This is a genomic window from Novosphingobium olei (assembly GCF_037076535.1).
GTDB lineage: Bacteria > Pseudomonadota > Alphaproteobacteria > Sphingomonadales > Sphingomonadaceae > Novosphingobium > Novosphingobium olei.
Genome location: NZ_AP029021.1, coordinates 3,654,305 through 3,678,487, shown reverse-complemented (window position 1 = coordinate 3,678,487; position 24,183 = coordinate 3,654,305). Strand labels below are relative to the sequence as shown.

23 protein-coding genes are annotated in these 24,183 nt (G+C 66.6%); 13 read left to right on the top strand and 10 right to left on the bottom strand.

Annotated elements, in window-relative coordinates:
- Positions 1 to 27: 27 nt before the first annotated feature.
- The gene (locus tag AACH40_RS17425) at positions 28 to 243 is read right to left on the bottom strand and encodes a DUF1192 family protein (protein WP_338643469.1); all 216 of its coding nucleotides are present in this window, start codon (positions 241 to 243) and stop codon (positions 28 to 30) included.
- Between the two features lie 104 nt (positions 244 to 347).
- On the opposite strand from AACH40_RS17425, the gene AACH40_RS17420 reads away from it, so the two are divergent.
- Both AACH40_RS17420 and AACH40_RS17415 read left to right on the top strand, forming a co-directional pair.
- Positions 348 to 1,352, top strand: a complete 1,005-nt coding sequence (locus AACH40_RS17420) for an NAD(P)H-quinone oxidoreductase (protein WP_338643468.1) — start codon at positions 348 to 350, stop codon at positions 1,350 to 1,352.
- A 186-nt stretch (positions 1,353 to 1,538) separates the two neighbouring features.
- On the top strand, positions 1,539 to 2,246 hold the full coding sequence (locus tag AACH40_RS17415; RefSeq protein WP_169493932.1) for a cell cycle transcriptional regulator TrcR: 708 nt from the start codon (positions 1,539 to 1,541) through the stop codon (positions 2,244 to 2,246).
- Positions 2,247 to 2,386: 140 nt separating this feature from the next.
- Here the strand turns inward: AACH40_RS17415 and fabI are convergent, their stop codons facing one another.
- From fabI to AACH40_RS17400, 3 genes are read right to left on the bottom strand one after another with little or no spacing between them, the layout of a single operon-like run.
- A complete protein-coding gene (gene fabI, locus AACH40_RS17410; protein ID WP_169493933.1) occupies positions 2,387 to 3,190 on the bottom strand; it encodes an enoyl-ACP reductase FabI in 804 nt (267 codons plus the stop codon).
- Entirely contained in the window at positions 3,187 to 4,314 is a 1,128-nt protein-coding gene (locus tag AACH40_RS17405) for a YihY/virulence factor BrkB family protein (RefSeq protein WP_169493934.1), read from the bottom strand. Before AACH40_RS17405 ends, fabI begins: the two co-directional genes overlap by 4 nt.
- A gap of 3 nt (positions 4,315 to 4,317) precedes the next feature.
- Positions 4,318 to 5,292 (bottom strand): DnaJ C-terminal domain-containing protein, encoded by a 975-nt coding sequence (locus AACH40_RS17400; RefSeq protein WP_338643467.1) that lies wholly within the window; start codon positions 5,290 to 5,292, stop codon positions 4,318 to 4,320.
- Positions 5,293 to 5,491: 199 nt separating this feature from the next.
- Here AACH40_RS17400 and pdxH point away from each other — a divergent pair, with 199 nt between their 5' ends.
- On the top strand, positions 5,492 to 6,100 hold the full coding sequence (pdxH, locus tag AACH40_RS17395) for a pyridoxamine 5'-phosphate oxidase (RefSeq protein ID WP_338643466.1): 609 nt from the start codon (positions 5,492 to 5,494) through the stop codon (positions 6,098 to 6,100).
- Between the two features lie 10 nt (positions 6,101 to 6,110).
- Positions 6,111 to 7,112, top strand: coding sequence for a cation diffusion facilitator family transporter (locus AACH40_RS17390; RefSeq protein WP_169493937.1), 1,002 nt, complete (start codon positions 6,111 to 6,113; stop codon positions 7,110 to 7,112).
- On the opposite strand, the gene AACH40_RS17385 is transcribed toward AACH40_RS17390, so the two are convergent.
- On the bottom strand, positions 7,097 to 8,221 hold the full coding sequence (locus AACH40_RS17385; protein ID WP_338643465.1) for a serine hydrolase: 1,125 nt from the start codon (positions 8,219 to 8,221) through the stop codon (positions 7,097 to 7,099). The two genes, AACH40_RS17390 and AACH40_RS17385, sit on opposite strands and share 16 nt — an antisense overlap.
- A 38-nt stretch (positions 8,222 to 8,259) precedes the next feature.
- Between AACH40_RS17385 and AACH40_RS17380 the strand changes: the two genes are divergently transcribed.
- Positions 8,260 to 8,634 carry a hypothetical protein gene (locus AACH40_RS17380; protein WP_240959758.1) on the top strand — a complete coding sequence of 125 codons (375 nt, stop codon included), beginning with the start codon at positions 8,260 to 8,262 and terminating at the stop codon, positions 8,632 to 8,634.
- 1 nt (position 8,635) lies between these two features.
- Here the strand turns inward: AACH40_RS17380 and mnmA are convergent, their stop codons facing one another.
- Positions 8,636 to 9,784: a tRNA 2-thiouridine(34) synthase MnmA gene (mnmA, locus tag AACH40_RS17375; RefSeq protein ID WP_169493939.1), complete on the bottom strand. Its 1,149-nt coding sequence runs from the start codon at positions 9,782 to 9,784 to the stop codon at positions 8,636 to 8,638.
- A gap of 142 nt (positions 9,785 to 9,926) precedes the next feature.
- Between mnmA and AACH40_RS17370 the strand changes: the two genes are divergently transcribed.
- The 6 genes from AACH40_RS17370 to AACH40_RS17345 all read left to right on the top strand — a co-directional run bounded on the left by AACH40_RS17370 (position 9,927) and on the right by AACH40_RS17345 (position 17,122).
- Positions 9,927 to 10,286: a hypothetical protein gene (locus tag AACH40_RS17370; protein WP_169493940.1), complete on the top strand. Its 360-nt coding sequence runs from the start codon at positions 9,927 to 9,929 to the stop codon at positions 10,284 to 10,286.
- On the top strand, positions 10,283 to 10,582 hold the full coding sequence (locus AACH40_RS17365; protein WP_169493941.1) for a DUF1153 domain-containing protein: 300 nt from the start codon (positions 10,283 to 10,285) through the stop codon (positions 10,580 to 10,582). The genes AACH40_RS17370 and AACH40_RS17365 overlap by 4 nt, the downstream gene beginning before the upstream one ends.
- A 322-nt stretch (positions 10,583 to 10,904) precedes the next feature.
- Positions 10,905 to 12,098 carry an efflux RND transporter periplasmic adaptor subunit gene (locus tag AACH40_RS17360; RefSeq protein ID WP_169494012.1) on the top strand — a complete coding sequence of 398 codons (1,194 nt, stop codon included), beginning with the start codon at positions 10,905 to 10,907 and terminating at the stop codon, positions 12,096 to 12,098.
- 19 nt (positions 12,099 to 12,117) lie between these two features.
- Complete coding sequence (locus AACH40_RS17355) at positions 12,118 to 15,303, top strand: efflux RND transporter permease subunit (protein ID WP_338643464.1); 3,186 nt, start codon at positions 12,118 to 12,120, stop codon at positions 15,301 to 15,303.
- Between the two features lie 62 nt (positions 15,304 to 15,365).
- Positions 15,366 to 16,571, top strand: a complete 1,206-nt coding sequence (locus AACH40_RS17350; RefSeq protein WP_338646156.1) for a DUF445 domain-containing protein — start codon at positions 15,366 to 15,368, stop codon at positions 16,569 to 16,571.
- Complete coding sequence (locus AACH40_RS17345; RefSeq protein ID WP_338643463.1) at positions 16,568 to 17,122, top strand: GNAT family protein; 555 nt, start codon at positions 16,568 to 16,570, stop codon at positions 17,120 to 17,122. The genes AACH40_RS17350 and AACH40_RS17345 overlap by 4 nt, the downstream gene beginning before the upstream one ends.
- Here AACH40_RS17345 and AACH40_RS17340 read toward each other — a convergent pair.
- The 4 genes from AACH40_RS17340 to AACH40_RS17325 form a co-directional block, all read right to left on the bottom strand.
- A complete protein-coding gene (locus AACH40_RS17340; RefSeq protein ID WP_338643462.1) occupies positions 17,100 to 18,761 on the bottom strand; it encodes an ATP-binding protein in 1,662 nt (553 codons plus the stop codon). The two genes, AACH40_RS17345 and AACH40_RS17340, sit on opposite strands and share 23 nt — an antisense overlap.
- 107 nt (positions 18,762 to 18,868) lie before the next feature.
- The gene (gene groL / locus AACH40_RS17335; protein WP_169493945.1) at positions 18,869 to 20,512 is read right to left on the bottom strand and encodes a chaperonin GroEL; all 1,644 of its coding nucleotides are present in this window, start codon (positions 20,510 to 20,512) and stop codon (positions 18,869 to 18,871) included.
- Between the two features lie 49 nt (positions 20,513 to 20,561).
- Complete coding sequence (gene groES / locus AACH40_RS17330) at positions 20,562 to 20,849, bottom strand: co-chaperone GroES (RefSeq protein ID WP_338643461.1); 288 nt, start codon at positions 20,847 to 20,849, stop codon at positions 20,562 to 20,564.
- A gap of 171 nt (positions 20,850 to 21,020) precedes the next feature.
- Positions 21,021 to 22,397 carry an MATE family efflux transporter gene (locus tag AACH40_RS17325; RefSeq protein ID WP_338643460.1) on the bottom strand — a complete coding sequence of 459 codons (1,377 nt, stop codon included), beginning with the start codon at positions 22,395 to 22,397 and terminating at the stop codon, positions 21,021 to 21,023.
- A gap of 117 nt (positions 22,398 to 22,514) precedes the next feature.
- On the opposite strand from AACH40_RS17325, the gene AACH40_RS17320 reads away from it, so the two are divergent.
- Positions 22,515 to 22,925, top strand: coding sequence for a c-type cytochrome (locus AACH40_RS17320; protein ID WP_169493948.1), 411 nt, complete (start codon positions 22,515 to 22,517; stop codon positions 22,923 to 22,925).
- A gap of 168 nt (positions 22,926 to 23,093) precedes the next feature.
- Positions 23,094 to 24,056, top strand: coding sequence for a helix-turn-helix domain-containing protein (locus AACH40_RS17315; RefSeq protein ID WP_169493949.1), 963 nt, complete (start codon positions 23,094 to 23,096; stop codon positions 24,054 to 24,056).
- Positions 24,057 to 24,183 lie beyond the last annotated feature (127 nt).

Genomic DNA, 24,183 nt, shown 5'->3' with positions numbered 1-24,183 from the left:
GCCCGGCAAGGTGAAGGGCGGCCACCATTATCGCGCCGATCCGTCCGGCGGTGATCGAAACAGCGCGTCGGCGGCGGCGCGATGCGCGCTGGCCTTGTCGCGGTGCGCGATGGTGCGGGCGATTTCCCGTTCGAGCAGGCGGACGCGTTCGTCCAGTTCGTCGCGGCTCAACGGGTCGAGCGCTTCTGTGGCCAGCTGGCTGGCCAGATCCCCCTTGGGGCGCGGGCGCTCGTCAACGTCCATTGCGGTGCACAATGTGGCGTCAACCGGCTTGCTGTCAACCGGGTGCGTGGGTACTGCTCACAAAGGGGCAGACGCAGGTCGCGGCAAAGGGATTCAGGGGTACGATGCAGCCGGTTCCACCGACGATGACCGCCATCGGTTTCGAAGCGCCCGGCGGCCCCGAAGTGCTCGTCCCCCAATCGCTCGCGGTGCCCGTCCCAGGCCCCGGTCAGGTTCTGGTCAAGGTGGCCTTTGCCGGCGTCAATCGTCCCGACGTGGTGCAGCGCCAGGGGTTCTATCCGCCGCCGCCCGGCGCTTCTCCGATTCCCGGGCTCGAGATTTCCGGGCAAGTCATGGCGCTGGGCGATGGCGTCACCGAAGTGCTGCCCGGGCAAGCGGTCTGTGCGCTGGTGTCGGGCGGCGGCTATGCGCAATACTGCCTGGCCGAGGCGGCGCATTGCCTTCCCGTGCCCGACGGCCTGCCGCTCGATCAGGCGGCCGCGCTTCCCGAAACGCTGTTCACCGTGTGGCACAACGTGTTTGAGCGCGGCTTTGCCCGTGAAGGCGAAACGATCTTGGTCCATGGCGGCACCAGCGGGATCGGCTCGATGGCGACGCTGCTGGGCAAGGCTTTCGGGCTGAGCGTGATCGTCACGTGCGGCGGGGCCGACAAGTGCGCCAAGGCGCTCGAGATCGGCGCGGCTCATGCCATCGACTACAAGGCGACCGACTTCGTCGAGGAAGTTGCCCGCATCACGCAAGGGCGCGGAGTCGACCTCGTGCTCGACATGGTTGCGGGCAGCTATGTCATGCGCAACCTCAAGTGCCTGGCCGACGATGGCCGGCACGTGACCATCGCGGTGCAGGGCGGGGTGAAGGCCGAACTCAACATGGCCGAGATCATGCGCCGCCGCCTGATGCTGACCGGATCGACGCTGCGGCCGCGCTCCAACGAATTCAAGGCGCTGCTTGCGCAGGAAATCCTGTCGCAGGCCTGGCCGCTGGTCGAAGAGGGCGAACTGCGTCCGGTGATGGATCGCGCCTTTGCGCTCAGCGATGCGGCCGCGGCCCATGCACGGATGGAAGCGGGAGACCATATCGGCAAGATCGTGCTCGACGCGCGGGGCTGAGTCGCCGGTCCCATCGGCGGTTCGCGGCAGGCCCGAAGCCGTGGCAGGAGTCGAACGAGGCGGGGGCCGGCCACGGCTCTTCGCGCTTTTGCCTTGCCGTTGAGCCCAGCGTGGCCTACATCGTCGCGGTGACGGCCGCTCCGCGAGGGGCGGCCCTTATTGTTTCCGCTTTCCGGAGAATGTCCCGTGAGCACCCAGCCCACGTACCCGCTGATGCCGCACGCGACGGCGTCCTGGCTCGTCGACAACACCGCGCTGACCTTCGAGCAGATCGCCGAATTCTGCGGCCTGCACATCCTTGAGGTCCAGGCCATGGCCGACGACCTCGCCGGCCAGAAGTACACCGGTCGCGATCCGGTCCATTCGGGCGAACTGACCCAGGCCGAAATCGACCGGGGCCAGGCGAATCCCAACTACAAGCTGCGCATGCAGAAGGCGCCGCTGTCGGTCAGCCGCACCAAGGGCCCCCGCTATACGCCGGTGTCCAAGCGCCAGGACAAGCCCGACGGCATCGCCTGGATCCTGCGCAACCACCCCGAAATCTCGGACGCGCAGATCGGCAAGCTGATCGGCACGACGCGCAACACCATCGCCGCGATTCGCGATCGCAGCCACTGGAACATCGCCAACATCAACCCCAAGGACCCGGTCACGCTGGGCCTGTGTTCGCAGCGCGAACTCGACGGGCTGGTGGCCAAGGCGGCCAAGCGTGCCGGCATCGAGGAAGACGACGGCGTTGCCGACATCCGCCTTGGTTCGGACCGCGATGCGCTGATCGAAGAGCTGCGCGCCGAGCGCGAAGCGCAGAGCCGCGCCGCTTCGGAAGCCGCGCAGGAAGCCGAGGCGCAGGCCTGGCTCGAGGCGCGCCGCGCCGAAGGCCTGTCGGACAGCTGAGCGTCTCGGACAGCTGATCGGCCCAGACAGCTGATCGGCAGGGACTTTGCCTGACGTGAAAAAGGCCGCCTTTCGGGCGGCCTTTTTTGTGGCTGGGCGCCGGCGTGATCGGGGAGGCGCGAAACCGGTCCCCGATTCGTTCAGCCGAGCGCGATGTCCGGTGCATCTTCCTGCTTCATGCCCACGGTGTGGTAGCCCGCATCGACATGGTGGACTTCGCCGGTCACGCCCGAGGACAGGTCCGACAGGAAATATAGCCCCGCGCCGCCCACGTCCTCGATCGTCACGTTCCGCCGCAGCGGGCTGTTCAGCTCGTTCCACTTCAGGATGTAGCGGAAATCGCCGATGCCGCTGGCGGCAAGCGTCTTGATCGGGCCGGCCGAGATCGCGTTGACGCGGATGCCCTGCGGCCCGCAGTCGTTGGCAAGGTACTTCACGCTGGTTTCCAGCGCCGCCTTGGCCACGCCCATGACGTTGTAGTGCGGCACGACCTTTTCCGCGCCGTAGTACGTCAACGTCAGGATCGATCCGCCTTCGGGCATCATCGGAATTGCGCGCTGCGTCACCGCCACCAGGCTGTAGGCGCTGATGTTCATCGTCATCAGGAAGTTGTCGAGCGTGGTGTCGTAGAAGCGGCCACGAAGCTGGTTCTTGTCGGAATAGCCGATCGCGTGGACCACGAAGTCGATCGTCGGCCAGCGCGCCTTCAACGTGTCGAACGCGACATCGAGCGCGGCCATGTCCGACACGTCGCAATCGATCAGGAAGTCGCTGTCGAGGCTGGCCGCCAGCGGCCGCACGCGCTTTTCCAGCGCTTCGCCCTGATAGGAAAAGGCGAGCTCCGCACCCTGTTCGCGCAGTCGCTTGGCGATCCCCCAGGCCAGCGACTTGTCGTTGGCGAGGCCCATGATCAGGCCGCGCTTACCCTGCATCAATCCGGTCATGCGCTTTCCTGCGCTCCTTGTTCGTCGGCTTGCCCGCGCGTCCGATCCGCCCGCGCGCGCTCAGCCCTCAATCGATCGTCGGCCTGGCCCAGCATGTCCTGCTCTTCCGGCGTTTCGGCAAGAGCGGCATTGAGTTCGGCGCCTACCACCATCCCTAAGCCGACCAGCCAGAAAAAGAAAAGCGCGATCATCACCCCGGCAAGGCTGCCATAGGTCAGATCGTAGGCGAAAAGATGGCGCAACGCCTTGGGCAGCATCGTCGTCACCAGGATCCACCACAGCGTGACGAACAGTGCGCCCGGCCATTTCGGGTACTGCCTGCCGCGATAGGCGCCGGGCGTCAGCGAGATGAACAGCAGCCAGAGCGAGCCGTAGAGCACCAGCGCAGGCGCGAACCGGGTGAGCGCGAGGCCGTTCACCAGATCGCCGAATTGCGGCATCCACGCGGTGATCGCTTCCTGCACGGCGCCGATCAGCACTTGCGCCGCAATCGAGACGAGGATCAGCACGACCGAGGCGATGATCAGGCCGGTCGACATCAGGCGGTAGCGCCAGAAAGCATGTTCCCAGCGCGTGCCATAGGCGCGCCGCAGCACGTCGCGGATGGTTTCGACCAGGCTGCCGACCGTCCACAGCCCGACCAGCCCGCCCAGCCAGAGCAGGCCCCCGCTGCGCGCATCGATCACGCCGCGCGCCACCGGGTCCAGCGCGTTGGCCACGACGGGGGGCAGTGCGATCAGCACGGTGTTGATCGCCGCGGCGCGCTGTCCCGATTCGCCGACGATCGAAAAAAGCGCTGCGCCGGTGATGAAGAAGGGGAACAGCGCGATCAGCACCATGTAGGCGAAGTTGCCGGCATGGATGAAGCCGTCGTTGATCACGCCCGACCAGACGCGCTTGATCACTTCGAACGCGCGGCTGCCGGGCCCGAGATGTTCGCGCGCACCGGCGCGCGCTTCGGCCAGCCCTTCGCGCCAGCGCAGCGCTTCGCGCCGGCGGGCTTCGGGCGAAAGATCCGGCACTTCGACCAGCGGATAGGCATCGGCGGGCACGTCGGTATCGCTCGCGGCCACCGGGCCGCTATCCGGGATGGACCCCGGAGCCGTGACGGGATCCTCGCGCAATGATCATCCTCCAAGGCGGTCGCGCGGGTTGCGCGTGTCGCTCCAACCCGCGAGACGGGCTTTAAGGTCCTGATCATCTGCAGGAATATCGATCTGGAGCGTTACCAGCTGGTCGCCGCGTTCTCCATCCTTGCGCGTGAAGCCCTTGCCCTTGAGCCGCAGCGTACGCCCGCTCGAGCTGCCTGGGGCCACGGTCAGCATCACCGCGCCTTCCACGGTGGGCACTTTCACTTTCGCGCCGTTGACCGCCTCGTCGAGCGTGATCGGCAGGTCCAGCCGGATGTTGTCGCCATCGCGCACGAAGAAGGCGTGGCGCTGGATCTCGATCGTGACGATCGCATCGCCAAAGCCGCCGGGTCCCGCTTCGCCCTTGCCGCCAAGCCGCATCTGCTGGCCGTCCTCTACGCCGGCGGGCAGTTTGAGGTCGATCGGCTTGCCGTCGGCAAGCGTGATGCGCTGCGGCTTGCGCGCAGCGGCGTCGATGAACGGAACCTGCAGCCGATAGGTGACGTTAGCGCCCTTGGGCGCCGGGCCGCGCCGTGCGCCGGAAAAGCCGCCACCGCCGAACCCGCCGGCGGCACCGCCACCGCGCCCGCCACCGAACAGGCCTTCGAAGATGTCGCCCAGGTCGATCCCTTCGGCGCCGCCCGCCTCGAACCCGCCGTCGTGGCGAAAGCCGCTCTGGTTGCCGAAGCCGCGCCCGCCAAATCCTGCGCCGCCGCCACTGCCGCCGCCGAACCCGAACGGTGCGGTGGGATTGCCCGCGGCATCGATCTCGCCCCGGTCGAAGCGCGCGCGTTTGTCCTTGTCCGACAGCAGGTCGTAGGCGCCCGTCACCTCGGCGAAGCGTTCGGCCGCCTTGGGATTGTCCTGGTTGCGGTCGGGGTGAAGCTCCTTCGCGAGCTTGCGATACGCGGACTTGATGTCCTTCTCGCTTGCGCTGCGGGCCACGCCAAGGATGGAATAAGGGTCTGCCATGGCTTTCTAGCTAGGATCGTGGCCGGAACGCCGCAAGCCTTGCGACGCGTGGTCCACCGGTTTGATCGTGCAATGTCCTGATGGGCCTGTGGCGCAGGCGCGATCTGCCTGTCATTGACGCCGGTCATGGCGGCGATCATGGCGGGAACCCAAGGCCGCTTCATCGATCTCGCATCTTTGGCACCCAGGAACTTCAGCCGTGAACGAACAGACCACCGACGCCATCCCCCACGCCGATCCGTTCGCCATCTTCGAGGCCTGGTTCGCGCAGGCCAAGGAGAGCGAGCCCAACGATCCCAACGCCATGGCGCTCGCCACCGCGACCCGCGACGCGCTGCCTTCGGTGCGGATGGTGCTGCTGAAAGGGCACGGGCCCGACGGCTTTGCCTTCTACACCAACTTCCACAGCCGCAAGGGCGGTGAGCTGGCGGCCAATCCCCACGTCGCACTGCTTTTCCACTGGAAGTCGCTGCGCCGCCAGGTGCGTATCGAAGGGCCGATCGCGGAAGTGACTCCGGCCGAAGCCGACGCCTATTTCGCCAGCCGCCATCCCGAATCGCGCTTGGGATCCGCGGCATCGGACCAGTCACGCCCGCTGCCCGACCGGCAGGTCTATCTCGATCGCGTCGCTGCCCTGCGCGCGCAGTATCCCGACGGCAACGTGCCGCGCCCGGCGCACTGGTCGGGGTACCGGGTGTCGCCGACGGCGATCGAGTTCTGGCAGGACCGCGATTATCGCCTGCACGAACGCCGCCGCTTTGTTGCCGATGGCAAAGGCGGGTGGACCTCCAGCCTGCTCTACCCGTAAGGCCTGCCCCATGGACATGACCACCAGCGCAAACCACGGCGATCTCAACCGCAAGGCGGCGCTCGCCTCGATCGCGGTGGCGACGCTGCTGGCGGGGATGAAGGTCTGGGCGGTCATCTCGACCGGCTCTTCGGCGATGCTCGGCAGCCTTGCCGACACCGCGCTCGATCTCGTCGCCAGCCTGGCGACGCTGCTCGGCGTGTGGGTCGCCGCCATGCCCGACGATCACAACCATCGCTTCGGCCATGGCAAGGCCGAAGCGCTGGCGGCGATGTTCCAGGTGGTGCTGATCTCGATTTCGGCGATCGGTCTCGCCTTTCGCGCGGTCAACCAGTTCGTGGCCGGAAGCCAGGTGGCCGAGGCCGAAAGCGGCGTAATCGTCTCGGCGATTGCGATGGCGGCGACGGTGGCGCTGCTTGCCTACCAGCGGCACGTGATCCGCAAGACCGGCAGCCTCGCGATCAGCACCGACAATGTGCACTACAAGTCGGACCTGTTCCTCAACCTCGCCGTGATCGCAGCCCTGCTGCTGGACAAGAACTTCGGCATTCCGGGCGCCGACGCGGCCTTCGCGTTCGGCATCGCGCTGTGGCTCGCCTGGGGGGCATGGGGCGCATCGCAGGAGGCGATCGAGCAGCTGATGGACCACGAATGGCCGCTCGAGAAGCGCGAGCGATTCCTGGCCGTGGTGGCCCAGCATCCCGAACTCAAGGGCCTGCACGACTTGCGCACCCGCACCAGCGGCAATCGCGATTTCGTGCAGTTTCACGTCTGGGTCGATGGACGGATGACCGTGACCGAAGCCCACCGCGTGATGGACGAGATCGAGGAGAAGCTGATGGCCGAGTTTCCCGGCGTCGAGGTGCTGATCCACCCCGATCCCGAAGGCTTGGTCGACGAACTGCCGATGGGCGCGCAGGACCTGCTGTCCCCGGGACCCAACGGGGAAAGCCCGGCGGTGCTGGTCCAGGGCGCGCCGGGCGAGGGCCCGGCAATTCAGCCCTTGGCGTAAAGCGCGACGACATCGGCCAGGCGGTCGACCACCGGGCGCAGTTGCGAATCCTCGGTCTTGCCAAGCCGCACCACCACCAGCTTCCGGCTAGGAGAGACGAGCACGTACTGGCCGAGATGGCCCTCGCACGCGAAAAGGTCGCGCGGGCCGCGATCCGGGAACAACGGCTCGGTCTTGGCGGTCGGCGTGCGGTTGAGCCAGACTTGCGCGCCATAGGCCTTTTCGCGCGGCGAGGGCGTGGTCATGAATTCGATCCACTGGCGCGGGATCAGCTGGCTGCCGCGCACTGCGCCCTTGTTGCGCAGGAATTCGCCGAACTTCGCCCAATCGCGCGCGGTGCCATCGATCAGGCTGCCGCCGATCAGCGTGCCGGCCGCATCGAATTCGGGCACCATCGATCGCATGCCGACCGGTTCGAACAGCCGCGTGCGCAGATAATCGGTCACGGCGTGGCGGCGCCCTTCCGGGGTCGGTTCGCTCGCCAGCACGCGCGCGGCAAGATCGGCGAGGATCACGCTGGTGGCGGTGGAATACTGGAAAGTCGAACCCGGCTCGTGCGCCAGCGGCTGGTCCTCGGCATAGCGGGCCATGTCGTCGCGCCCATCGAGGAACAGCATGCGCACTTCGTCCGATTCGTACGGAGGATCGCCCGCCTCGACATGCCGAAGGCCCGAACGCATCTGCAGAAGCTGCTTGAGCGTGATTTCGCCGCGCGGGTCGCCCGGGCGCTGCCACTGCGGCACGGGCGCGGATTCGGCAAGACGCAGGCGGCCGTCGGAAACCAGCATGCCGATCATCACGCCGGTGATCGTCTTGGCCATCGACCAGGACACGAAGCGGGTATTTTCGTGATACCCCGGGGCATAGCGTTCGGCGACGATCCGGCCTTCGTGCATGACGATAACAGCCCGCGTCTCGCCCGGAGAATCTTCCGCAAACAGCGCATCGACCGCGCGTGCCAGCTTTTCGCGCGGCACGCCGGGGGCATCGTTGATCGCCGCCAGCGCCTGTTCGGACAGCGGCGGCGGGCCTTCACCGGCGCGGTTGCAGCCAGACAGGGCTAGCCCCAGTGCGAGCGGGGCGATAAGGGCAAGGGAGAGGCGGGACATGGCCGCCGCCCTTCTTCCCCGATCGCACCGGCAAGGCAATGGTCGAAGTACGTTCACCCACAAGCGCGCCACATCCCGCCTATGCCCGTCCGCCGCGCCGCAGCTTCCGGCCGTCGCGCATCGCGCTGGCCCTGATCGTGTGCGCGGGCGCGCTGATCGGCTTTTTCTGGAAGCCGCTGCATGGCTACGCGATTGCGGGGGCCTCGTACGGTGCGCGGGTCGGCTGTTCCTGCCGCTATGCCGGAGGGCGCTCGCTCAGCGATTGCCGCAAGGATTTCGAACCGGGCATGGGCCTCGTTTCGCTGTCCGAGGACAACGATGCGAAGAGCGTCACCGCGCGGTTCCCGCTGCTCGCCAAGCAGACCGCCACTTATCGCGAAGGCTGGGGCTGCGTGCTGCAGCCGTGGAAGTAAGCTAGGCCGCCCAAGGCTTCGTAGCATCGATCCACCCGCCACCGACAACACGGTCGCCGGCATAGACGACCGCCGCCTGGCCGGGGGCGACGCCGAATTCGGGCTGGAGAAAGCGCAGCGTGGTCGTGGCGCCGCCGCCGAAGGGGCCGACCAGTTCGACCGGCACCGGCTTGGCCAGCGATCGCACCTTCGCGGTCAGCGGCCCTTCGGGCAGCGGGCCGATGCGATTCGTTTCGGTGACAGTGGCTTGCCCCACCGCCAGCATCGCCCGCGGGCCCACCAGCACGCGCCGCGCCGGAGCATCGAGCGCGACGACATAAAGCGGCTCGGGCTGGCCACCGATCTCGAGCCCGCGACGCTGGCCGACGGTGTAGTGAATCACGCCGGCGTGATGCCCCAGCACCTCACCGGTCGCCGCGTGCACGATATCGCCTCCGGCAATGCCTTCGGGCCGCACCTTGGCGACCACCTTGGCATAGTCGCCGTCGGGCACGAAGCAGATGTCCTGGCTGTCGGGCTTTGCCGCGACGGAAAGGCCAAGTTCGCCGGCAAGACCGCGAACCTCAGGCTTGGGCAGGCCGCCCAGCGGAAAGCGCAGGAACGCGAGTTGTTCCTCGGTCGTGCCATAGAGGAAGTAGGACTGGTCACGCGCCGGATCGAGCGCACGGTGCAGTTCGGGCCCGGCGGGGCCGGTGACGCGGCGGACATAGTGGCCGGTTGCAAGGCAGTCCGCGCCAAGGTCACGCGCCATGGCCAGCAGATCGGTGAACTTGGGCCCCATGTTGCAGCGGATGCACGGGATCGGCGTGCGCCCGGCGAGGTAATCGTCGGCGAAACGGTCGACCACATCCTCGCGAAAGCTGGATTCGTGGTCGAAGACGTAGTGCGCGATGCCGAGCCGGTCGGCCACGGCGCGCGCATCGCGGATGTCGTCCCCGGCGCAGCAGGCGCCCTTGCGGCCGGTCGCCGCGCCATAGTCGTAGAGCTGCAGCGTGATGCCGATCACTTCCGCCCCGCTGGCCGCGGCGATTCCGGCCACCACCGAACTGTCCACGCCACCCGACATCGCGACGACGATGCGGCGGGCAGAGGCGGGACCGGCAAGGTCGAACAGGGTTTCGGGCGCGGTAGCGAGAGAGAGGCCGGACATGCCCTGCGCCTTAGGCGCTTTTGCCCGCGATGGCAGGCGGATTCTTGCGTCGCATGGGTAAACGGGGGCTAAGCGAAAAAACTAACCACCGGTAAATGCCGGATTTACTTCGCCTTATCCGTCTTGGGGTTATGCCCCTCGCATGGATCTGGGATTCAACGATGTCTGGGGCGGCGATTCTCCGACCGATGCGCAGGGGCTGCGGCCGCTGGCTTGGTCGGATCTGTGCGCCCGACTCGTCGCCGCGCAGGATTTGCGGCGGGAGGTGCAGGCTCTGGCCGGCGTGCCCATGGTGACGGGCGGTGCTCCGGCAAGCTTCCATCGACCTGCCGCACAATTGCTTCGGGACATCGTGATACCACCCGGAACGACCGATCGTGAAGAAGGGGTTAACCTTTCCCCTTCAGGAAATGGCAAAGACGATGACGGCACACCGTGGAGCCATACAGTAACAAGTCGCAAATCGCCCACTGACAGCCCGTCCCGACGAGAAAAGCCATGATCGAGAACCAGAAAATCAGGCCTTCGCAGGTGATTGGACCGCTCGGAGAGCCCTTGACGCTCGAGAGCCTGCCGCCGCCGAGCACCACCCGCTGGGTCGTGCGCCGCAAGGCCGAAGTCGTCGCCGCCGTGAATGGCGGCCTGCTGACCATCGACGAGGTGTGCCAGCGCTATGGACTGACGCTCGAGGAGTTCGCATCCTGGCAGCGCGCGGTCGATCGCTCGGGCATGCAGGGCCTGCGCGTCACGCGCATCCAGCACTATCGCGATCTTTACGAGCGCCAGTTGAAGTACTGACTCAACGGTTTCACTTCGACCTCAATTCGTGATCGCATCGACGGCCGCTACCCTTCCGGGCAGCGGCCGTTCCGCTTTTTCGTGGGTCGGTCACAACGATTTCAGATGCAACCGGGCAACACTTGCCAATTCCGCGCAAGTCCTTCGTCGAGGCGGAATTGCAACTGGTCGGATCGAAGTCTATTGCAACCACAACATACGCCATGGGGGGCGGCGCGGGTCGCTTGCGGCCGGTGTATCATTGCGATAACACACCATGACGTCCGGATGAACCGGACCATGGTCCGGACTGGCCCGCGCGGGGCGAAGGCACGTGGACAACATGAATTACGAGACGAGGATTGCATCTGCCGGGGCTGAACCGCTCATCGTCGATCATGGCGATGAGGATGCTTCTCCTGCGCGCCCTGATCGCCGCAAGCTCATTGCCGGACTGATCATCGTTCTGGCTCTCGGGCTCGCCTATTACCTGATGCACCGGAATCCTGCTGCAGCCGATGCCGACAAGGCCGGCGCGCAGGCGCAGACCGTCACCGTCGTGGCGCCCGGGCGCACCACTGTACAAGGCGTGATCAACGCAAGCGGCGCGATCGCCGCGCGGCGCGACATGCCGGTGGGCATCGCCGGCGAAGGTGGGCGCGTGATCAGCGTTCTGGTCGATGCCGGTACCTGGGTTCGCAAGGGCCAGGTGCTCGCGGTGGTCGATCGCGCGGTGCAGGCACAGCAGATCGCTGGCCAGTCGGCCAACGTTGCGGTGCAGGTCGCCAATGCCCGGCTGGCGCAGGCCAACCTCGATCGCGCTCTCAAGCTCGTCGAAAAGGGCTTCATCTCCAAGGCTGACATCGATCGCCTGACCGCCACGCGCGATGCAGCGGTGGCGCAGGTCGGTGTCGCGCGCGCATCGCTGGGGCAGTTGCAGGCGAGCACTGCCCGCCTGAACGTGGTCGCCCCTGAATCCGGTTTCGTCCTGACCCGCAGCGTCGAACCCGGCCAGATCGTCGGTCCTGCGTCGGGAACGCTGTTCCGCATGGCCAAGGACGGCGAGCTCGAAATGCAGGCGCGTCTCGCCGAAAACGATCTTGCCAAGCTGGCGGTGGGCGATGCGGCCGACGTCACCCCGGTGGGCACCAGCCGGGCCTTCCCCGGTCGCATCTGGCAGATCTCGCCGACCATCGACACGACCACGCGCGAAGGCATTGCGCGCATCGCGCTGCCTTACGATGCCGCGCTCCGCCCCGGCGGCTTTGCCAGCGCGCAGATCAAGAGCGGCACGGTGACCGCGCCGGTCCTGCCCGAATCCGCGATCCTGTCCGACCAGACGGGCGCGTTCGTGTACGTTGTCGGCGGCAACAACAAGGTCGAGCGGCGTGCCGTCACCACGGGCGACGTGACCCCGCAGGGCATCGTCGTGCGCACGGGCCTTTCGGGCAACGAACGCGTGGTCCTGCGTGCCGGCGGCTTCCTCAACCCGGGCGACGTCGTCCATCCGGTGATGGCTTCGGCCGGCACCAAGTGACGCAGAGGGCGTCGATCCGATGAACTTCAAGAACATCTCGGCCTGGTCGATCCGCAACCCGGTCGTGCCGATCGTCCTGTTCCTCGGGCTCACGCTCGCAGGGCTGGTCTCGTTCATGGGCATGAAGGTCCAGAACCAGCCCGACATCGAATTCCCGATGGTGATCGTGATGATCAGCCAGCCGGGCGCCGCGCCGACCGAGATCGAGAACCAGATCACGCAGCGGGTGGAATCCGCGGTCCGCACGATCCAGGGGATCGAGGCGATGAGCTCCACGGCATCGGAAGGCAGCAGCCAGACGATGATCCAGTTCAAGATCGGCACCGACATCAACGCGGCGGTGAACGAGGTCAAGAACGCCATCGACCAGACGCGCGGCAACCTGCCCGACGGGATTCTCGAGCCGCAGGTGGTCAAGGCGCAGACCTCGTCGGATCCGATCGCCTATTTCGCGGTCGAAGCCGACGACATGACGCTCGAACAGCTGTCGTGGTTCATCGACGATACGGTCGCCAAGCGACTGCTGACCGTGCCCGGCATGGCCGAAGTCGTGCGTTCGGGCGGCGTCGATCGCGAAATCGCGGTCACGCTCGATCCGATGCGGATGAAGGCGCAGGGCGTTACCGCAGTCCAGATCAACGCCGCGCTTCGCCAGGTCAACCTCAACGCGGCGGGCGGGCGCGCGGAAGTGGCGGGTTCGCGCCAGGCCGTGCGCGTGCTCGGCAACGCGCTTTCCGCGTTCGATCTGTCGCAGACCCAGATCTCGCTGGCCAGCGGACGGACCATCCGCCTGTCCGATGTGGCCGACGTGCGTGACAGCTACAGCGAAGTCACCTCGCTGGCCAAGTTCAATGGCAAGCAGGTGGTGACCTTCTCGATCGCCCGCGCGCGCGGCGAATCCGATGTCAGCGTGTTCGACGATGCGGTCAAGGAGATGGACAAGATCTCCACCGAACAGGGTGGCAAGGTCAAGTTCCGCCAGCTGTTCAACTCGGTGCAGTACACGAAGGACCAGTACCGCAGCTCGATGTCCTCGATGGTCGAAGGCGCCGTGCTGGCGGTCATCGTGGTGTTCTTCTTCCTCCGTGACTGGCGCGCCACGATCGTTTCGGCGATCGCCATTCCGCTTTCGGCCATCCCCACCTTCTGGGTCATGGATCTGATGGGCTTCACGCTCAACCAGATGTCGCTGCTGGCGCTGGGTCTGGTCGCGGGCGTGCTCGTCGACGACGCGATCGTGGAGATCGAGAACATCGTGCGCCACATGCGCATGGGCAAGACGCCGTACCAGGCCTCGATCGATGCCGCCGACGAGATCGGGCTCGCGGTCGTCGCGACGACCTTCTCGATCGTCGCGGTGTTCTTCCCGGTGGGGCTGATGCCCGGCGTTTCGGGCCAGTTCTTCAAGAACTTCGGCCTGACGGTCGTGGTCGCAGTGCTGTTCTCGCTGCTCGTCGCGCGCATGATCACGCCGATGATCGCCGCTTATTTCCTCAAGGCGCACGGCCATGCCGAACATGGCGGCGGCCCGTGGATGGATCGCTACATGAAGATCCTGCGCTGGTCGCTCGATACACGCGCGGCGCAGGCCTATCGCGCCGCGTTCCCCAAGCGCCGCTTCCGCGCGCGCCTTCGCGATCACCGGCTGTGGATGATGGGCGTGGGCTTCGGCGCGCTGCTGCTGACCGGCCTGCTGTTCGTGATCGTGCCGAGCCAGTTCTTCCCCGACACCGACGAGGACTTCAGCCGCATCACGATCGAGATGGTGCCCGGCACCACGATCGAGCAGACCGAGCGGAAGATCGACGAGGTATACAACCTGATCAAGGGCGAGCCCGAGGTCGGAGCCGGGCTCGAGCGCATCGAGGAGGCCAAGGGCCGCGTGTTTCTGGTGCTCAAGAAGGGTTCCGGGCTTCGCGGCAGCGTCGAGTTCGAACGCGCGCTGACGCCCAGGCTGCAGACGATCGCCGATGCCCGTGTCTCGTTCATGAGCTCGAACGGTGGGGGTCCCGGCGGGGGTTCGGGGCGGCCGATCAGCATCATGCTGTCTGGCTCCGATCCGGCGCTGCTGCAGCGCACGGCGCAGACGCTGGTCGACCAGATGAGCAAGCTCAAGACGGTGGTCGCGCCCCGCGTCAGCGCCGACATGCGCCGGCCCGAGATCGTCATCACCCCGCATCTCGACCTTGCAGCCAATCTTGGCGTCACCACCCAGGCGCTGAGCCAGGTCATCCGCATCGCGACGCAAGGCGAGATCGACCAGAACAGCGCCAAGTTCTCGTTGTCTGACCGTCAGGTGCCGATCCGCGTGAAGCTGCCGCCCGATTCGCGTCGAGACCTTTCGACGATCGAGAATCTGCCTGTGCCCACCACCTCGGGCACCACCGTGCCGCTGTCCCGCGTGGCGACGATCGGCTTCGGTTCGGGGCCGACGACGATCCAGCGGTACAACCAGAACCGCCGCGTGTTCATCGGCGCGGACCTGCCAGCCGGCGTCGCCAAGGGCACCGCGATGGCAGAGATCAACAAGCTGCCGATCATGAAGAACATCCCGCAAGGGGTGTCGAACGCCCCGGCGGGCGAAGACCGCTGGCAGCAGGAAATGATCACCAACTTCATCGTCGCGGTCTGCGCGGGCGTGCTGCTGGTGTTCTCGGTGCTGGTGCTGCTGTACCACCGCTTCGTTTCCCCGCTGGTCAACATGGGCTCGCTGTTCCTTGCGCCGCTGGGGGGCATGCTGCTGCTCGGGATCGTTGGCCAGCCGCTGTCGATGCCGGTGTTCATCGGCATCCTGATGCTGTTCGGCATCGTGGCGAAGAACTCGATCCTGCTGATCGACTTCGCCATCGAAGAGATGGGGACCGGGAAGACCAAGCTCGAAGCGATCATCGAGGCGGGTCACAAGCGCGCGCAGCCGATCATCATGACCACCGTGGCCATGGTCGCGGGCATGGTGCCGACCGCGATCTCGCTGGGGGGCGATGCCGGCTGGCGTGCACCGATGGGCACCACGGTGATCGGCGGCCTGACGATGTCGACGCTGCTCACGTTGCTGATCGTCCCGGCAGGCTTCAGCCTGGCCGATGGCCTCGAAAAGCGCGTGGGACCGTGGCTTGGCCGCAAGGTGCTGAGCTACGATCCCAATGACCCGCGCAACCAGGCTCCGGGGAACCGGCCGCACGGCGAGGCATTCCCGGCGGAGTGAACCAGCTTTCCTCTGCCGCCGTCAAACGAACCGGGCTCCGGCTGACCGACCCGGCTCGCCGGATGCGACTTCTCGCTACCGGTCTGCTCGTCGCGATGGCGGGATTGTTCCTGCTCTCGCGGCAACTGGTGCCGCTGCATCCTGGCTGGGGCTATTTGCGCGCCTTCGCCGAAGCGGCGATGGTGGGTGGCTTGGCCGACTGGTTCGCGGTCACCGCGCTGTTCCGGCGCCCGCTGGGACTGCCGATCCCGCACACCGCGATCATTCCTGAAAACAAGGATCGCATCGCCGATACGATGGCCGCGTTCCTGCGCGACAATTTCCTGACGCCGCAAGTCGTGGCGCGGCGGCTGCAGACGCTCGATGCGGCAAGGCTGGCGGGCCAATTCCTCGCCAATCCGCGCGGGTCCGAAAGCCGGCTGCGCGATGGCGCCACCAGCCTGCTGGCCGACGTGCTCGAATCGCTCGATCAGGAAAAGCTCGGCGGACTGGCCAAGGGCGCGGTGCGTACCCAGTTCGAACGGCTCGATCTGGCGCCGCTGCTGGGCCAGATGCTCGGCGCAATGGTTGCCGACGGCCGGCACATGCCGCTGGTCGAGAGCGGCATCAGGAAGGCGGCGCATATCCTCGAAGCAAACGAGGAAATGATCCGCGCGATGATACATGAACGGGCCAACGCGCTGATGCGGTTCGCCCGTCTCGATGAACGGCTGGCCAACACGATCCTCGACGGGCTGTACAAGCTGCTCGCGGAAACCGTGGTGATTCCCGACCATCCCCTGCGGGTGAAGATCGAGGAGGGCTTGCAGCAGCTTGCCCACGATCTTGTCCACGACCCCGAAATGCGTGCGCGCGTGGAACGGATGAAAGGCGAAATTCTGGCCAACCCGGCCTTCGCCGCTTGGCTCGATGCCCTGTGGGAGCGTGCGCGAGCGCGCCTGTTGCGCGCGGTGCGAGAGCCTGATGGAGCGCTGTCCGGCCAGCTCGGCACCAGTGTCGCCGAGTTGGGTCGCGCCCTGCAGCACGATCCGCGCCTGCAGCATCTGGTCAACCGCTTCGCCCGCCGCACACTGGTCGGCGTGGCGACGCGTTATGGCAGCCAGATCGTGCGGCTGGTGTCCGAAACGGTGCGTCGCTGGGACGCACGCACCGTCACCGACCGGATCGAAGGCGCGGTCGGCCGCGACCTCCAGTTCATCCGCATCAACGGCACGCTGGTGGGCGGGCTTGTCGGCGTGGCGATCCACGCTATCGATGGCGCTCTATGACCCAGCCCCAACCCTTCTTGCGCACGGCGCGGCTCGATCTCTGGCAACCGCACGCGCGCGATCATCAGGGGCTGGTGGAGCTTCTGGCGCCTGAGGCGGTGCGCGCAAACCTGGGCAATCGCCCGACCAGCGTCGTGGAGGAATTCAACCGGTTGCTGCGCAATGCGGGCAGTTGGGCGCTCTACGGCTATGGCATCCTCACCTGTCGCCCGCGCGGCGAAGACAGGGTCGTGGGCATCTGCGGCGTATTCCATTCGTGGCGCGGGTTCGGCAAGGGCATGGACGATACGCCCGAGATCGGCTGGATCTTCGCCGAGGAAACGTGGGGACAGGGCATCGCCAGCGAAGCCGCAGCCGCGGTGCTCGACTGGTTTGCCGCGGCGCACCCGGGCAAGCGGGTCGCCTGCATGATCAACGACATCAACCTCGCTTCGATCGCCGTGGCCAGGAAGGTCGGCTTCAGCGTCTATGGCGAACATCGGGAGGAGGATGGCGGGGCGGCCCTCATCCTGCTCGAAAAGAACGCAGTCAGCCTGTCACCAGCATCGTGATCCGGTTGGTCAATTCCTCGACGGTGAACGGCTTGGTCAGGATGTCCATGCCGGATTCGATCGCGCTGCCATCGATCACGCTGCTTTCAGCGTAGCCCGTCACGAACATGACCTTTAGCATCGGGCGGGTGCGTCGTGCCGCGTCGGCAACCTGGCGTCCGTTGAGCCCGCCGGGCAGACCGACGTCGGTGACGAGCAGATCGAGAACCGGTGTCGCCTCGAGCACCGCCAGCGCCTCGGCGCCGTCGCCCGCCTCCAGGCAGGCGTAGCCCATGCCCGCCAGTGCATCGACGAGCAGCATGCGCACGCTCGGCTCGTCATCCACGACAAGGACCGTGCCCTGCAGCATCGGGGCAGCCAGAGGTTCGCCCGATGAAGGTACCGGAGAAGCAACCTCGCCCAGGAAGCGAGGAAGATAGATTCGCACGCGCGTTCCGACGTCCTGTTCAGAGCGGATCCTGACGATGCCACGGCTCTGCCGCGCAAATCCGTACACCATCGAAAGGCCAAGCCCGGTACCGCGACCGATCGGCTTGGTCGTGAAGAACGGATCGAACACCCGCTCCAGATCCTCGGGCGAGATGCCGACCCCGCCATCGGTCACCATCACCGTGACGTAGTCGCCGGGTGGCAATCCGCGGTCGCTCGCGGCCGAACCCTGCAGCATCACGTTCTCGGTGTTGATCGTGATCGTCCCGCCTTCGGGCATGGCATCGCGCGCGTTGATGCACAGGTTGAGCAGCGCATTTTCGAGCTGGTTGGAATCGACCGACGTCGGCCAAAGCCCCTCCTGCGTGTCCAGCACGATCGCGTAGGACGGGCCGACCGTCCGCGTCACCAGTTCGACGAATTCGGGCAGCAGCGTGTTGATGTCCAGCGCGCGCGGCGAAAGCGTCTGGCGGCGGGAGAAGGCGAGCAGGCGGTGAGTCAGGGCGGCCGCGCGCCGGGTCGCGCCGAGACCCGCCGACAGATAGCGGGAGATGTCCGCCGCCGGGTTCTGCTTCTGCCGACGCTCGATCAGTTCGAACGCGCCCTGGATGCCGGCAAGCAGGTTGTTGAAGTCGTGCGCCAGGCCTCCGGTCAGCTGGCCGACCGCTTCCATCTTCTGCGCCTGCCGCAGGGCGGCTTCGGCGGCCTCTCGTTCGGCCAGCGCCTCCACGACCCGGGCCTCCAGCGTTTCGTTCAGCTGGCGCAGCGCTTCTTCCGCGCGCACCTGATCGGTCACGTCCTTGAACAGGACGGCTACCAGCCGATCCTCGAAGGGGCCGATGCGAAACGAGGAAACTTCCAGATGTCGCCCCGTGGCGACAAGCTCGTTGCGAAAGCGGATCGGCTCACCCGTGTGCAGCACACGTCCATAGAATGCGACCCATGCATCGGCTTCGTCGGGGACCATTTCGCGCAACTTCTGGCCCACGACATTGGGAATGCCGGTATTCCGCTCGTAAGCGGCGTTGGCGAGAATATGGATATAGTCGCTCAGCGGTCCGTGCGGGCCGTCGAAAAAGCGGATCACGCAATAGCCTTGATCCATGCTTTCGAACAGCGTGCGGTACAGCTCGAGCGAAATCGGCGGCCCAGCGTCGTCGAAACCGGCGTCGCTGGGCGATTGCGGCAGGGAGCGCGCCGGGATGTCCATTGGGCCGCAAACGCGACGAGGGCGAAACGGTTCCCGGGAAAGGAAACGGGGCCGGAAGTTTCCTTCCGGCCCCGCCCTTTTCCGTCAGCGTGTGCTGCGTGGACTGCTTAGAAGTCCATGCCGCCCATGCCGCCCATGCCACCGCCCATCGGCGGCATCGCGGGCTTGTCTTCCGGCTTTTCGCTGATCGCCGCTTCGGTGGTGATCAGCAGGCCCGAAACCGACGCGGCATCCTGAAGCGCGGTGCGCACGACCTTGGTCGGGTCGATGACGCCGGCGGCCTTCAGGTTCTCGTAGGTGTCGGTCGCGGCATTGAAGCCCTGGTTCTCGTCGTTTTCGCGAAGCAGGTTGCCCGCGACGACAGCACCGTCATGACCCGCGTTCGAAGCGATCTGGCGCAGCGGCGCCTGGATCGCGCGACGAACGATGTCGATGCCCTTGGTCTGGTCGTCGTTGGCGCCCTTGAGGCCTTCGAGAGCCTTGGTCGCATAGAGCAGCGCGGTGCCGCCACCGGGGACGATGCCTTCCTCGACCGCGGCGCGGGTCGCGTGCAGCGCGTCGTCGACGCGGTCCTTGCGCTCCTTCACCTCGACTTCGGTCGCACCGCCGACCTTGATCACGGCCACGCCGCCAGCGAGCTTGGCAAGACGCTCCTGGAGCTTCTCGCGGTCGTAGTCGCTGGTGGTGACTTCGATCTGGGCGCGGATCTGCTCGACGCGGGCCTTGATTTCGTCAGCCGAACCGGCGCCGTCGACGATCGTGGTGTTGTCCTTGTCGATGGTGACCTTCTTGGCCTGGCCGAGCATCGGAAGCGTGACGCTCTCGAGCTTGATGCCGAGGTCTTCCGAGATCATCTCGCCCTTGGTCAGCGTGGCGATGTCGCCCAGCATGGCCTTGCGGCGATCGCCGAAGCCCGGCGCCTTGACCGCGGCAACCTTCAGGCCGCCGCGCAGCTTGTTGACGACGAGGGTCGCCAGCGCTTCGCCTTCGATGTCCTCGGCGATGATCAGCAGCGGACGGCCGGTCTGCACCACGGCTTCGAGAACCGGCAGCATCGCCTGCAGCGACGACAGCTTCTTCTCGTGGATCAGGATGTACGGGTTCTCGAGCTCGACCGTCATCTTTTCCGGGTTGGTGATGAAGTAGGGCGACAGGTAGCCGCGGTCGAACTGCATGCCTTCGACGACATCGAGCTCGAATTCGAGGCCCTTGGCCTCTTCCACGGTGATGACGCCTTCCTTGCCGACCTTTTCCATCGCTTCGGCGATCTTCTGGCCGACTTCGGTGTCACCGTTGGCCGAGATGATGCCGACCTGGGCGATTTCCGACGAACCCGAAACCGGGGTCGAACGCGACTTCAGGTTTTCGACGACCTTGGTCACGGCGATGTCGATGCCGCGCTTGAGGTCCATCGGGTTCATGCCGGCAGCAACCGAGGTCATGCCTTCGCGAACGATCGCCTGGGCGAGAACGGTCGCGGTGGTGGTGCCGTCACCAGCGGCGTCGTTGGCCTTGCTGGCGACTTCGCGCAGCATCTGCGCGCCCATGTTCTCGAACTTGTCCTTGAGTTCGATTTCCTTGGCGACCGACACACCGTCCTTGGTGATGCGGGGGGCGCCGAAGCTCTTGTCGATGACGACGTTGCGGCCCTTGGGGCCCAGCGTTACCTTCACCGCGTCGGCAAGAATGTCGACGCCGCGCAGGATGCGCTCACGAGCGTCGCGCGAAAAGCGTACGTCCTTGGCAGCCATGTTGATTTCCTTCGAATGTCTGGAGTGGATTTCAGGACAGCAGCGTCGATCAGCCGATCACGCCGAGGATGTCCGATTCCTTCATGATCAGCAGGTCTTCGTTGGCGACCTTGACCTCGGTGCCGGACCACTTGCCGAACAGCACGCGGTCACCGACCTTGACGTCGAGCGGGGTCACCGTGCCGTTTTCGGCGCGGGCGCCGGTGCCGACGGCCACGATTTCGCCTTCAGCGGGCTTTTCCTTGGCGCTGTCGGGGATGATGATCCCGCCGGCGGTCTTTTCCTCGGCTTCGACGCGGCGCACGAGCACGCGGTCGTGCAGCGGACGGAAAGTCATGGGTTGCTCCCTCTTCCAATCAAATTGGCGATACGAATTTCTGCTTGGCACTCTCGCGATGAGAGTGCCAGCGCCGCGCATATGGGCGGGGGGGCAGAGAGCGTCAAGGACCCGGATCGAAGAATCTTTTTGCGTTTCGCGCCAGTCTGCCGCGATGACGTGGACGTGGGATCAGCCGGGCAGAAGCCCCAGCTGATCGCGACGGTGCCAGCGCCAGTGCAGCAACCCCGCCACGAAGATCAGCCCGACGAGCAGCCCGATCCACACGCCAAGTCCGCCGACCGGGGTGTAGAGCCCAAGCCACAGCGCCGTGCCCACGCCCGGCACCCAATAGCCGAACAACGCGATCAGCATTGGCACGCGCGTATCCTGCAGGCCGCGCAGCATGCCCGCGCCGACGGCCTGCGCGCCATCGAACAGCTGGAACGCCGCCGCGACGATCATGTACTGGATGGCAAGGTCCACCACCCGTGCGTTGGCGGGTGCGGTTGGGTCGATGTAGAGCCACAGCAACTGATGCGGGAAGATCAGCATCACACTGGCTGACACCGCCATGAATCCCATGCCGAGCAGCGTTGCCGCCTGTCCCGCACGCCGGATGGCTTGACGGTCGCCCGCGCCGAACGACAGGCCCACGCGGATCGTTGCCGCTTGCGCGACGCCGAAGGGCACCTGGAATGCGATCGCGGCGAACTGCAGCGCCACGGTATGCGCGGCAAGCTCTGCCTCGCCGATGCGACCCATGACGAAGGCCGCGCCGTTGAACATGCCGGCTTCGGCAATGATCGTGCCGCAGATCGGCAGGCCGATCCGGAGCACGTCGCGAAAGCGGCGCCATTCGGGCACCCACCAGCGCCCCAGCAGGCGGTAGCGATGAAGGCGCCGATCGAAGCGGATCACCAGCGCATAGGCACCCAGCATCGCGCCGCTGGTCACCACGCTGGACACGGCCGAGCCCGACAGCCCCATCTGCGGCGCGCCGAAGTGGCCGAAGACGAAGATCCAGTTGCCCAGCGCATTCACCGCCACCGCCATGGCCGTGATCGCGGTGCCGATGCCCGGGCGCCCCAGCGTGGCAACCACGGTGCGCAGCAGCGCTGCCAGAACCGCCGGGATCGCCGCCCACATCAGGATGTGGAGAAACGGCTCGGCCTTGGCGATGACGCCGGGCTGTTGCCCGGTCAGGCGCATCAGCGGCCCGCCCAGCAGGCAGACCCCGATGGCCACCGCGGCAGCGAGCAGGCCCACCCAGGCGGCCATGCGCACGGTGCGCCGCACTTCGCGCACGGCGTGCTTGCGCCGACCGAGCTCCGCCGCGATCAGCGGGGATGCCGCGCCGACCAGGCCGGTCATGCTCCAGACCAGCAAGCCGAACAGCGCGACCGACAGCGACGAGGCGGCCAGCGCCTCTGGCCCCAGCCGCGCCACGAACACGACGTCGATCGCGAAGACCGCCATCTGCAGCAGGTTTGCCCCCACCAGCGGGGCGGCGAGGCGCAACATGCTGCGCCATTCGTCAAGCCAGCTTCGGGGAGGGTTCTCAAACATCGCGCGGCGGGGCATAGGGCCGGCGCGATCCCAAGGGAAGGGCCTCGCACCGACGGGCACGCTGCCGTCCCTGCCACCGTCGATGCCTGCGCCGCCGATGATTAGGAGCTCACGCCCATGCCCAAGCCGGTACATGCCTGCCTCGCCTTCGCCCTCCCGCTCGCCCTTGCCGCCTGTGGCGCAAAGACAGATGACGGCACCGCCGCGCAAGCCGGTGCGGAAACGACGGTCGCCGACGCGGCACCGGCCGCGTTCGGCATCTGCAAGTCGTGCCATGCGGTGGAGAAGGGCAAGACGGTGATCGGGCCCAGCCTTTACGGTATTGTCGGCACCAAGGCGGGCGATGTTGCCGGCTATTCGTTCAGCCCGGCGCTGAAGGGGTCTGGCCTCGTCTGGGACGAAGCGACGCTCGACAAGTGGCTTGAAAACCCGATGAAGCTCGTGCCCGGTACCCGCATGAGCTACGCCGGACAGGCCGATCCGGAAAAGCGCAAGGCGATCATCGCCTACCTCAAGACCTTGAAGTGACCGATGATCGCCCGGCAGTGTCTCGCTGGCGGGACATTGCCGGCGGCCCGCCTGCCGAATTGGCTTGCATTCGCCGCAAAAGCGCCAACGATCGCCGTCCAGCAGCCTGCCCGCAAGTCGCGCCGTAAAGAGCGCGAGGGCGCAGTGCTGCCGAGAGGGTGAAGGCACATGCGCAAGACGTCGGGCAAGCATAGCGACCTGGTGCTCAGCACGGTCCAATCCGGGCACAGCGCCGGCACGTCCGCCGTTGCCGCCTCGTGGTGCCGCTCGGCGCTGCATCATGGCCTCGATCCTGCGCAGGGACGCGCCGCGACGCGTGTTTCAGGAAGCGACCTTGCGCGCCTGCGCGAAGCCAATGGCGCGCTGCTCGATGCGGCTACCCCGGTGCTCGACAGCCTGTTCGGCAGCGTCGGCCGCACCGGGTGCTGCGTGATCCTGGCGGACACCACCGGAGTGGTGCTCGAAGCGCGTTCGGGCGCCGGCGATGCCGCGTTGTTCGATGCCGTCGGCCTCACGATCGGCGGACAGTGGAGCGAGGCGGCCGAGGGCACGAACGGCATCGGCACCTGCCTTGTCGAGGAACGCGCGGTGACGATCCTGAAGGGCGAGCATTTCGCCAGCCGCAACATCGGTGTTTCGTGCATGGACGCGCCGATCTTCGATCCTTGCGGCCAGCTCGTCGCCGCGCTCGACGTATCGAGCGTGCGCGCCGACCATGGCGAGGCGATGGCGGCCATGGTCGCGGCGCTGGTCCAGGATGCCGCGCGCCAGATCGAGCGCGAATTCTTCTGCCGCCATTTCGCCGACGCCCGCATCGTCCATGCGCCCGATGCGCCGGGGCGCGGCTCGGCGCTGCTCGCGGTCGATCGCGACGATCTGGTCATCGGCGCCACCCGCGCCGCGCGCCGCCGGCTGGGTCTTGGCCCGGCACGCCAACTGGCGCCCAAGCCGCTTGCCGATGTGCTTGGGCAGCAGGTGCCGGCCGGCTTCGAAGACGGCGAACGCAGCGTGTTGCGCCAGGCGTTGGCGCGTTCGGGCGGCAATGTCGCGGCCGCTGCGCGCCTGCTCGGCATCGGCCGCGCCACCATGTACCGCCGCATGGAACGCGCGGGCCTCACCGGCCTGCACTGAACGCAGCGCTGCCTGTCTCAACGGCGAGACAGGCGGGCGGGGAATGACCGTCGGGGGGATTTCACCAGATCGGCCTCGGTGGGATGCATCGTTCGGGGGAGCGGCGGGAAGGCGCCGTTCCACAAGA

What these genes read in the sequence shown, in the direction of transcription:
- AACH40_RS17340 (WP_338643462.1), bottom strand. Translation starts at nt 18,761, where the DNA reads ATGGACATCCCGGCGCGCTCCCTGCCGCAATCGCCCAGCGACGCCGGT.
- AACH40_RS17370 (WP_169493940.1), top strand. Translation starts at nt 9,927, where the DNA reads ATGGATCTGGGATTCAACGATGTCTGGGGCGGCGATTCTCCGACCGAT.
- AACH40_RS17350 (WP_338646156.1), top strand. Translation starts at nt 15,366, where the DNA reads ATGCGACTTCTCGCTACCGGTCTGCTCGTCGCGATGGCGGGATTGTTC.
- AACH40_RS17400 (WP_338643467.1), bottom strand. Translation starts at nt 5,292, where the DNA reads ATGGCAGACCCTTATTCCATCCTTGGCGTGGCCCGCAGCGCAAGCGAG.
- AACH40_RS17360 (WP_169494012.1), top strand. Translation starts at nt 10,905, where the DNA reads ATGAATTACGAGACGAGGATTGCATCTGCCGGGGCTGAACCGCTCATC.
- AACH40_RS17315 (WP_169493949.1), top strand. Translation starts at nt 23,094, where the DNA reads ATGCGCAAGACGTCGGGCAAGCATAGCGACCTGGTGCTCAGCACGGTC.
- AACH40_RS17365 (WP_169493941.1), top strand. Translation starts at nt 10,283, where the DNA reads ATGATCGAGAACCAGAAAATCAGGCCTTCGCAGGTGATTGGACCGCTC.
- AACH40_RS17355 (WP_338643464.1), top strand. Translation starts at nt 12,118, where the DNA reads ATGAACTTCAAGAACATCTCGGCCTGGTCGATCCGCAACCCGGTCGTG.
- fabI (WP_169493933.1), bottom strand. Translation starts at nt 3,190, where the DNA reads ATGACCGGATTGATGCAGGGTAAGCGCGGCCTGATCATGGGCCTCGCC.
- AACH40_RS17390 (WP_169493937.1), top strand. Translation starts at nt 6,111, where the DNA reads ATGGACATGACCACCAGCGCAAACCACGGCGATCTCAACCGCAAGGCG.
- mnmA (WP_169493939.1), bottom strand. Translation starts at nt 9,784, where the DNA reads ATGTCCGGCCTCTCTCTCGCTACCGCGCCCGAAACCCTGTTCGACCTT.
- AACH40_RS17425 (WP_338643469.1), bottom strand. Translation starts at nt 243, where the DNA reads ATGGACGTTGACGAGCGCCCGCGCCCCAAGGGGGATCTGGCCAGCCAG.
- groES (WP_338643461.1), bottom strand. Translation starts at nt 20,849, where the DNA reads ATGACTTTCCGTCCGCTGCACGACCGCGTGCTCGTGCGCCGCGTCGAA.
- AACH40_RS17320 (WP_169493948.1), top strand. Translation starts at nt 22,515, where the DNA reads ATGCCCAAGCCGGTACATGCCTGCCTCGCCTTCGCCCTCCCGCTCGCC.
- groL (WP_169493945.1), bottom strand. Translation starts at nt 20,512, where the DNA reads ATGGCTGCCAAGGACGTACGCTTTTCGCGCGACGCTCGTGAGCGCATC.
- AACH40_RS17345 (WP_338643463.1), top strand. Translation starts at nt 16,568, where the DNA reads ATGACCCAGCCCCAACCCTTCTTGCGCACGGCGCGGCTCGATCTCTGG.
- AACH40_RS17385 (WP_338643465.1), bottom strand. Translation starts at nt 8,221, where the DNA reads ATGTCCCGCCTCTCCCTTGCCCTTATCGCCCCGCTCGCACTGGGGCTA.
- AACH40_RS17325 (WP_338643460.1), bottom strand. Translation starts at nt 22,397, where the DNA reads ATGTTTGAGAACCCTCCCCGAAGCTGGCTTGACGAATGGCGCAGCATG.
- AACH40_RS17420 (WP_338643468.1), top strand. Translation starts at nt 348, where the DNA reads ATGCAGCCGGTTCCACCGACGATGACCGCCATCGGTTTCGAAGCGCCC.
- AACH40_RS17380 (WP_240959758.1), top strand. Translation starts at nt 8,260, where the DNA reads ATGGTCGAAGTACGTTCACCCACAAGCGCGCCACATCCCGCCTATGCC.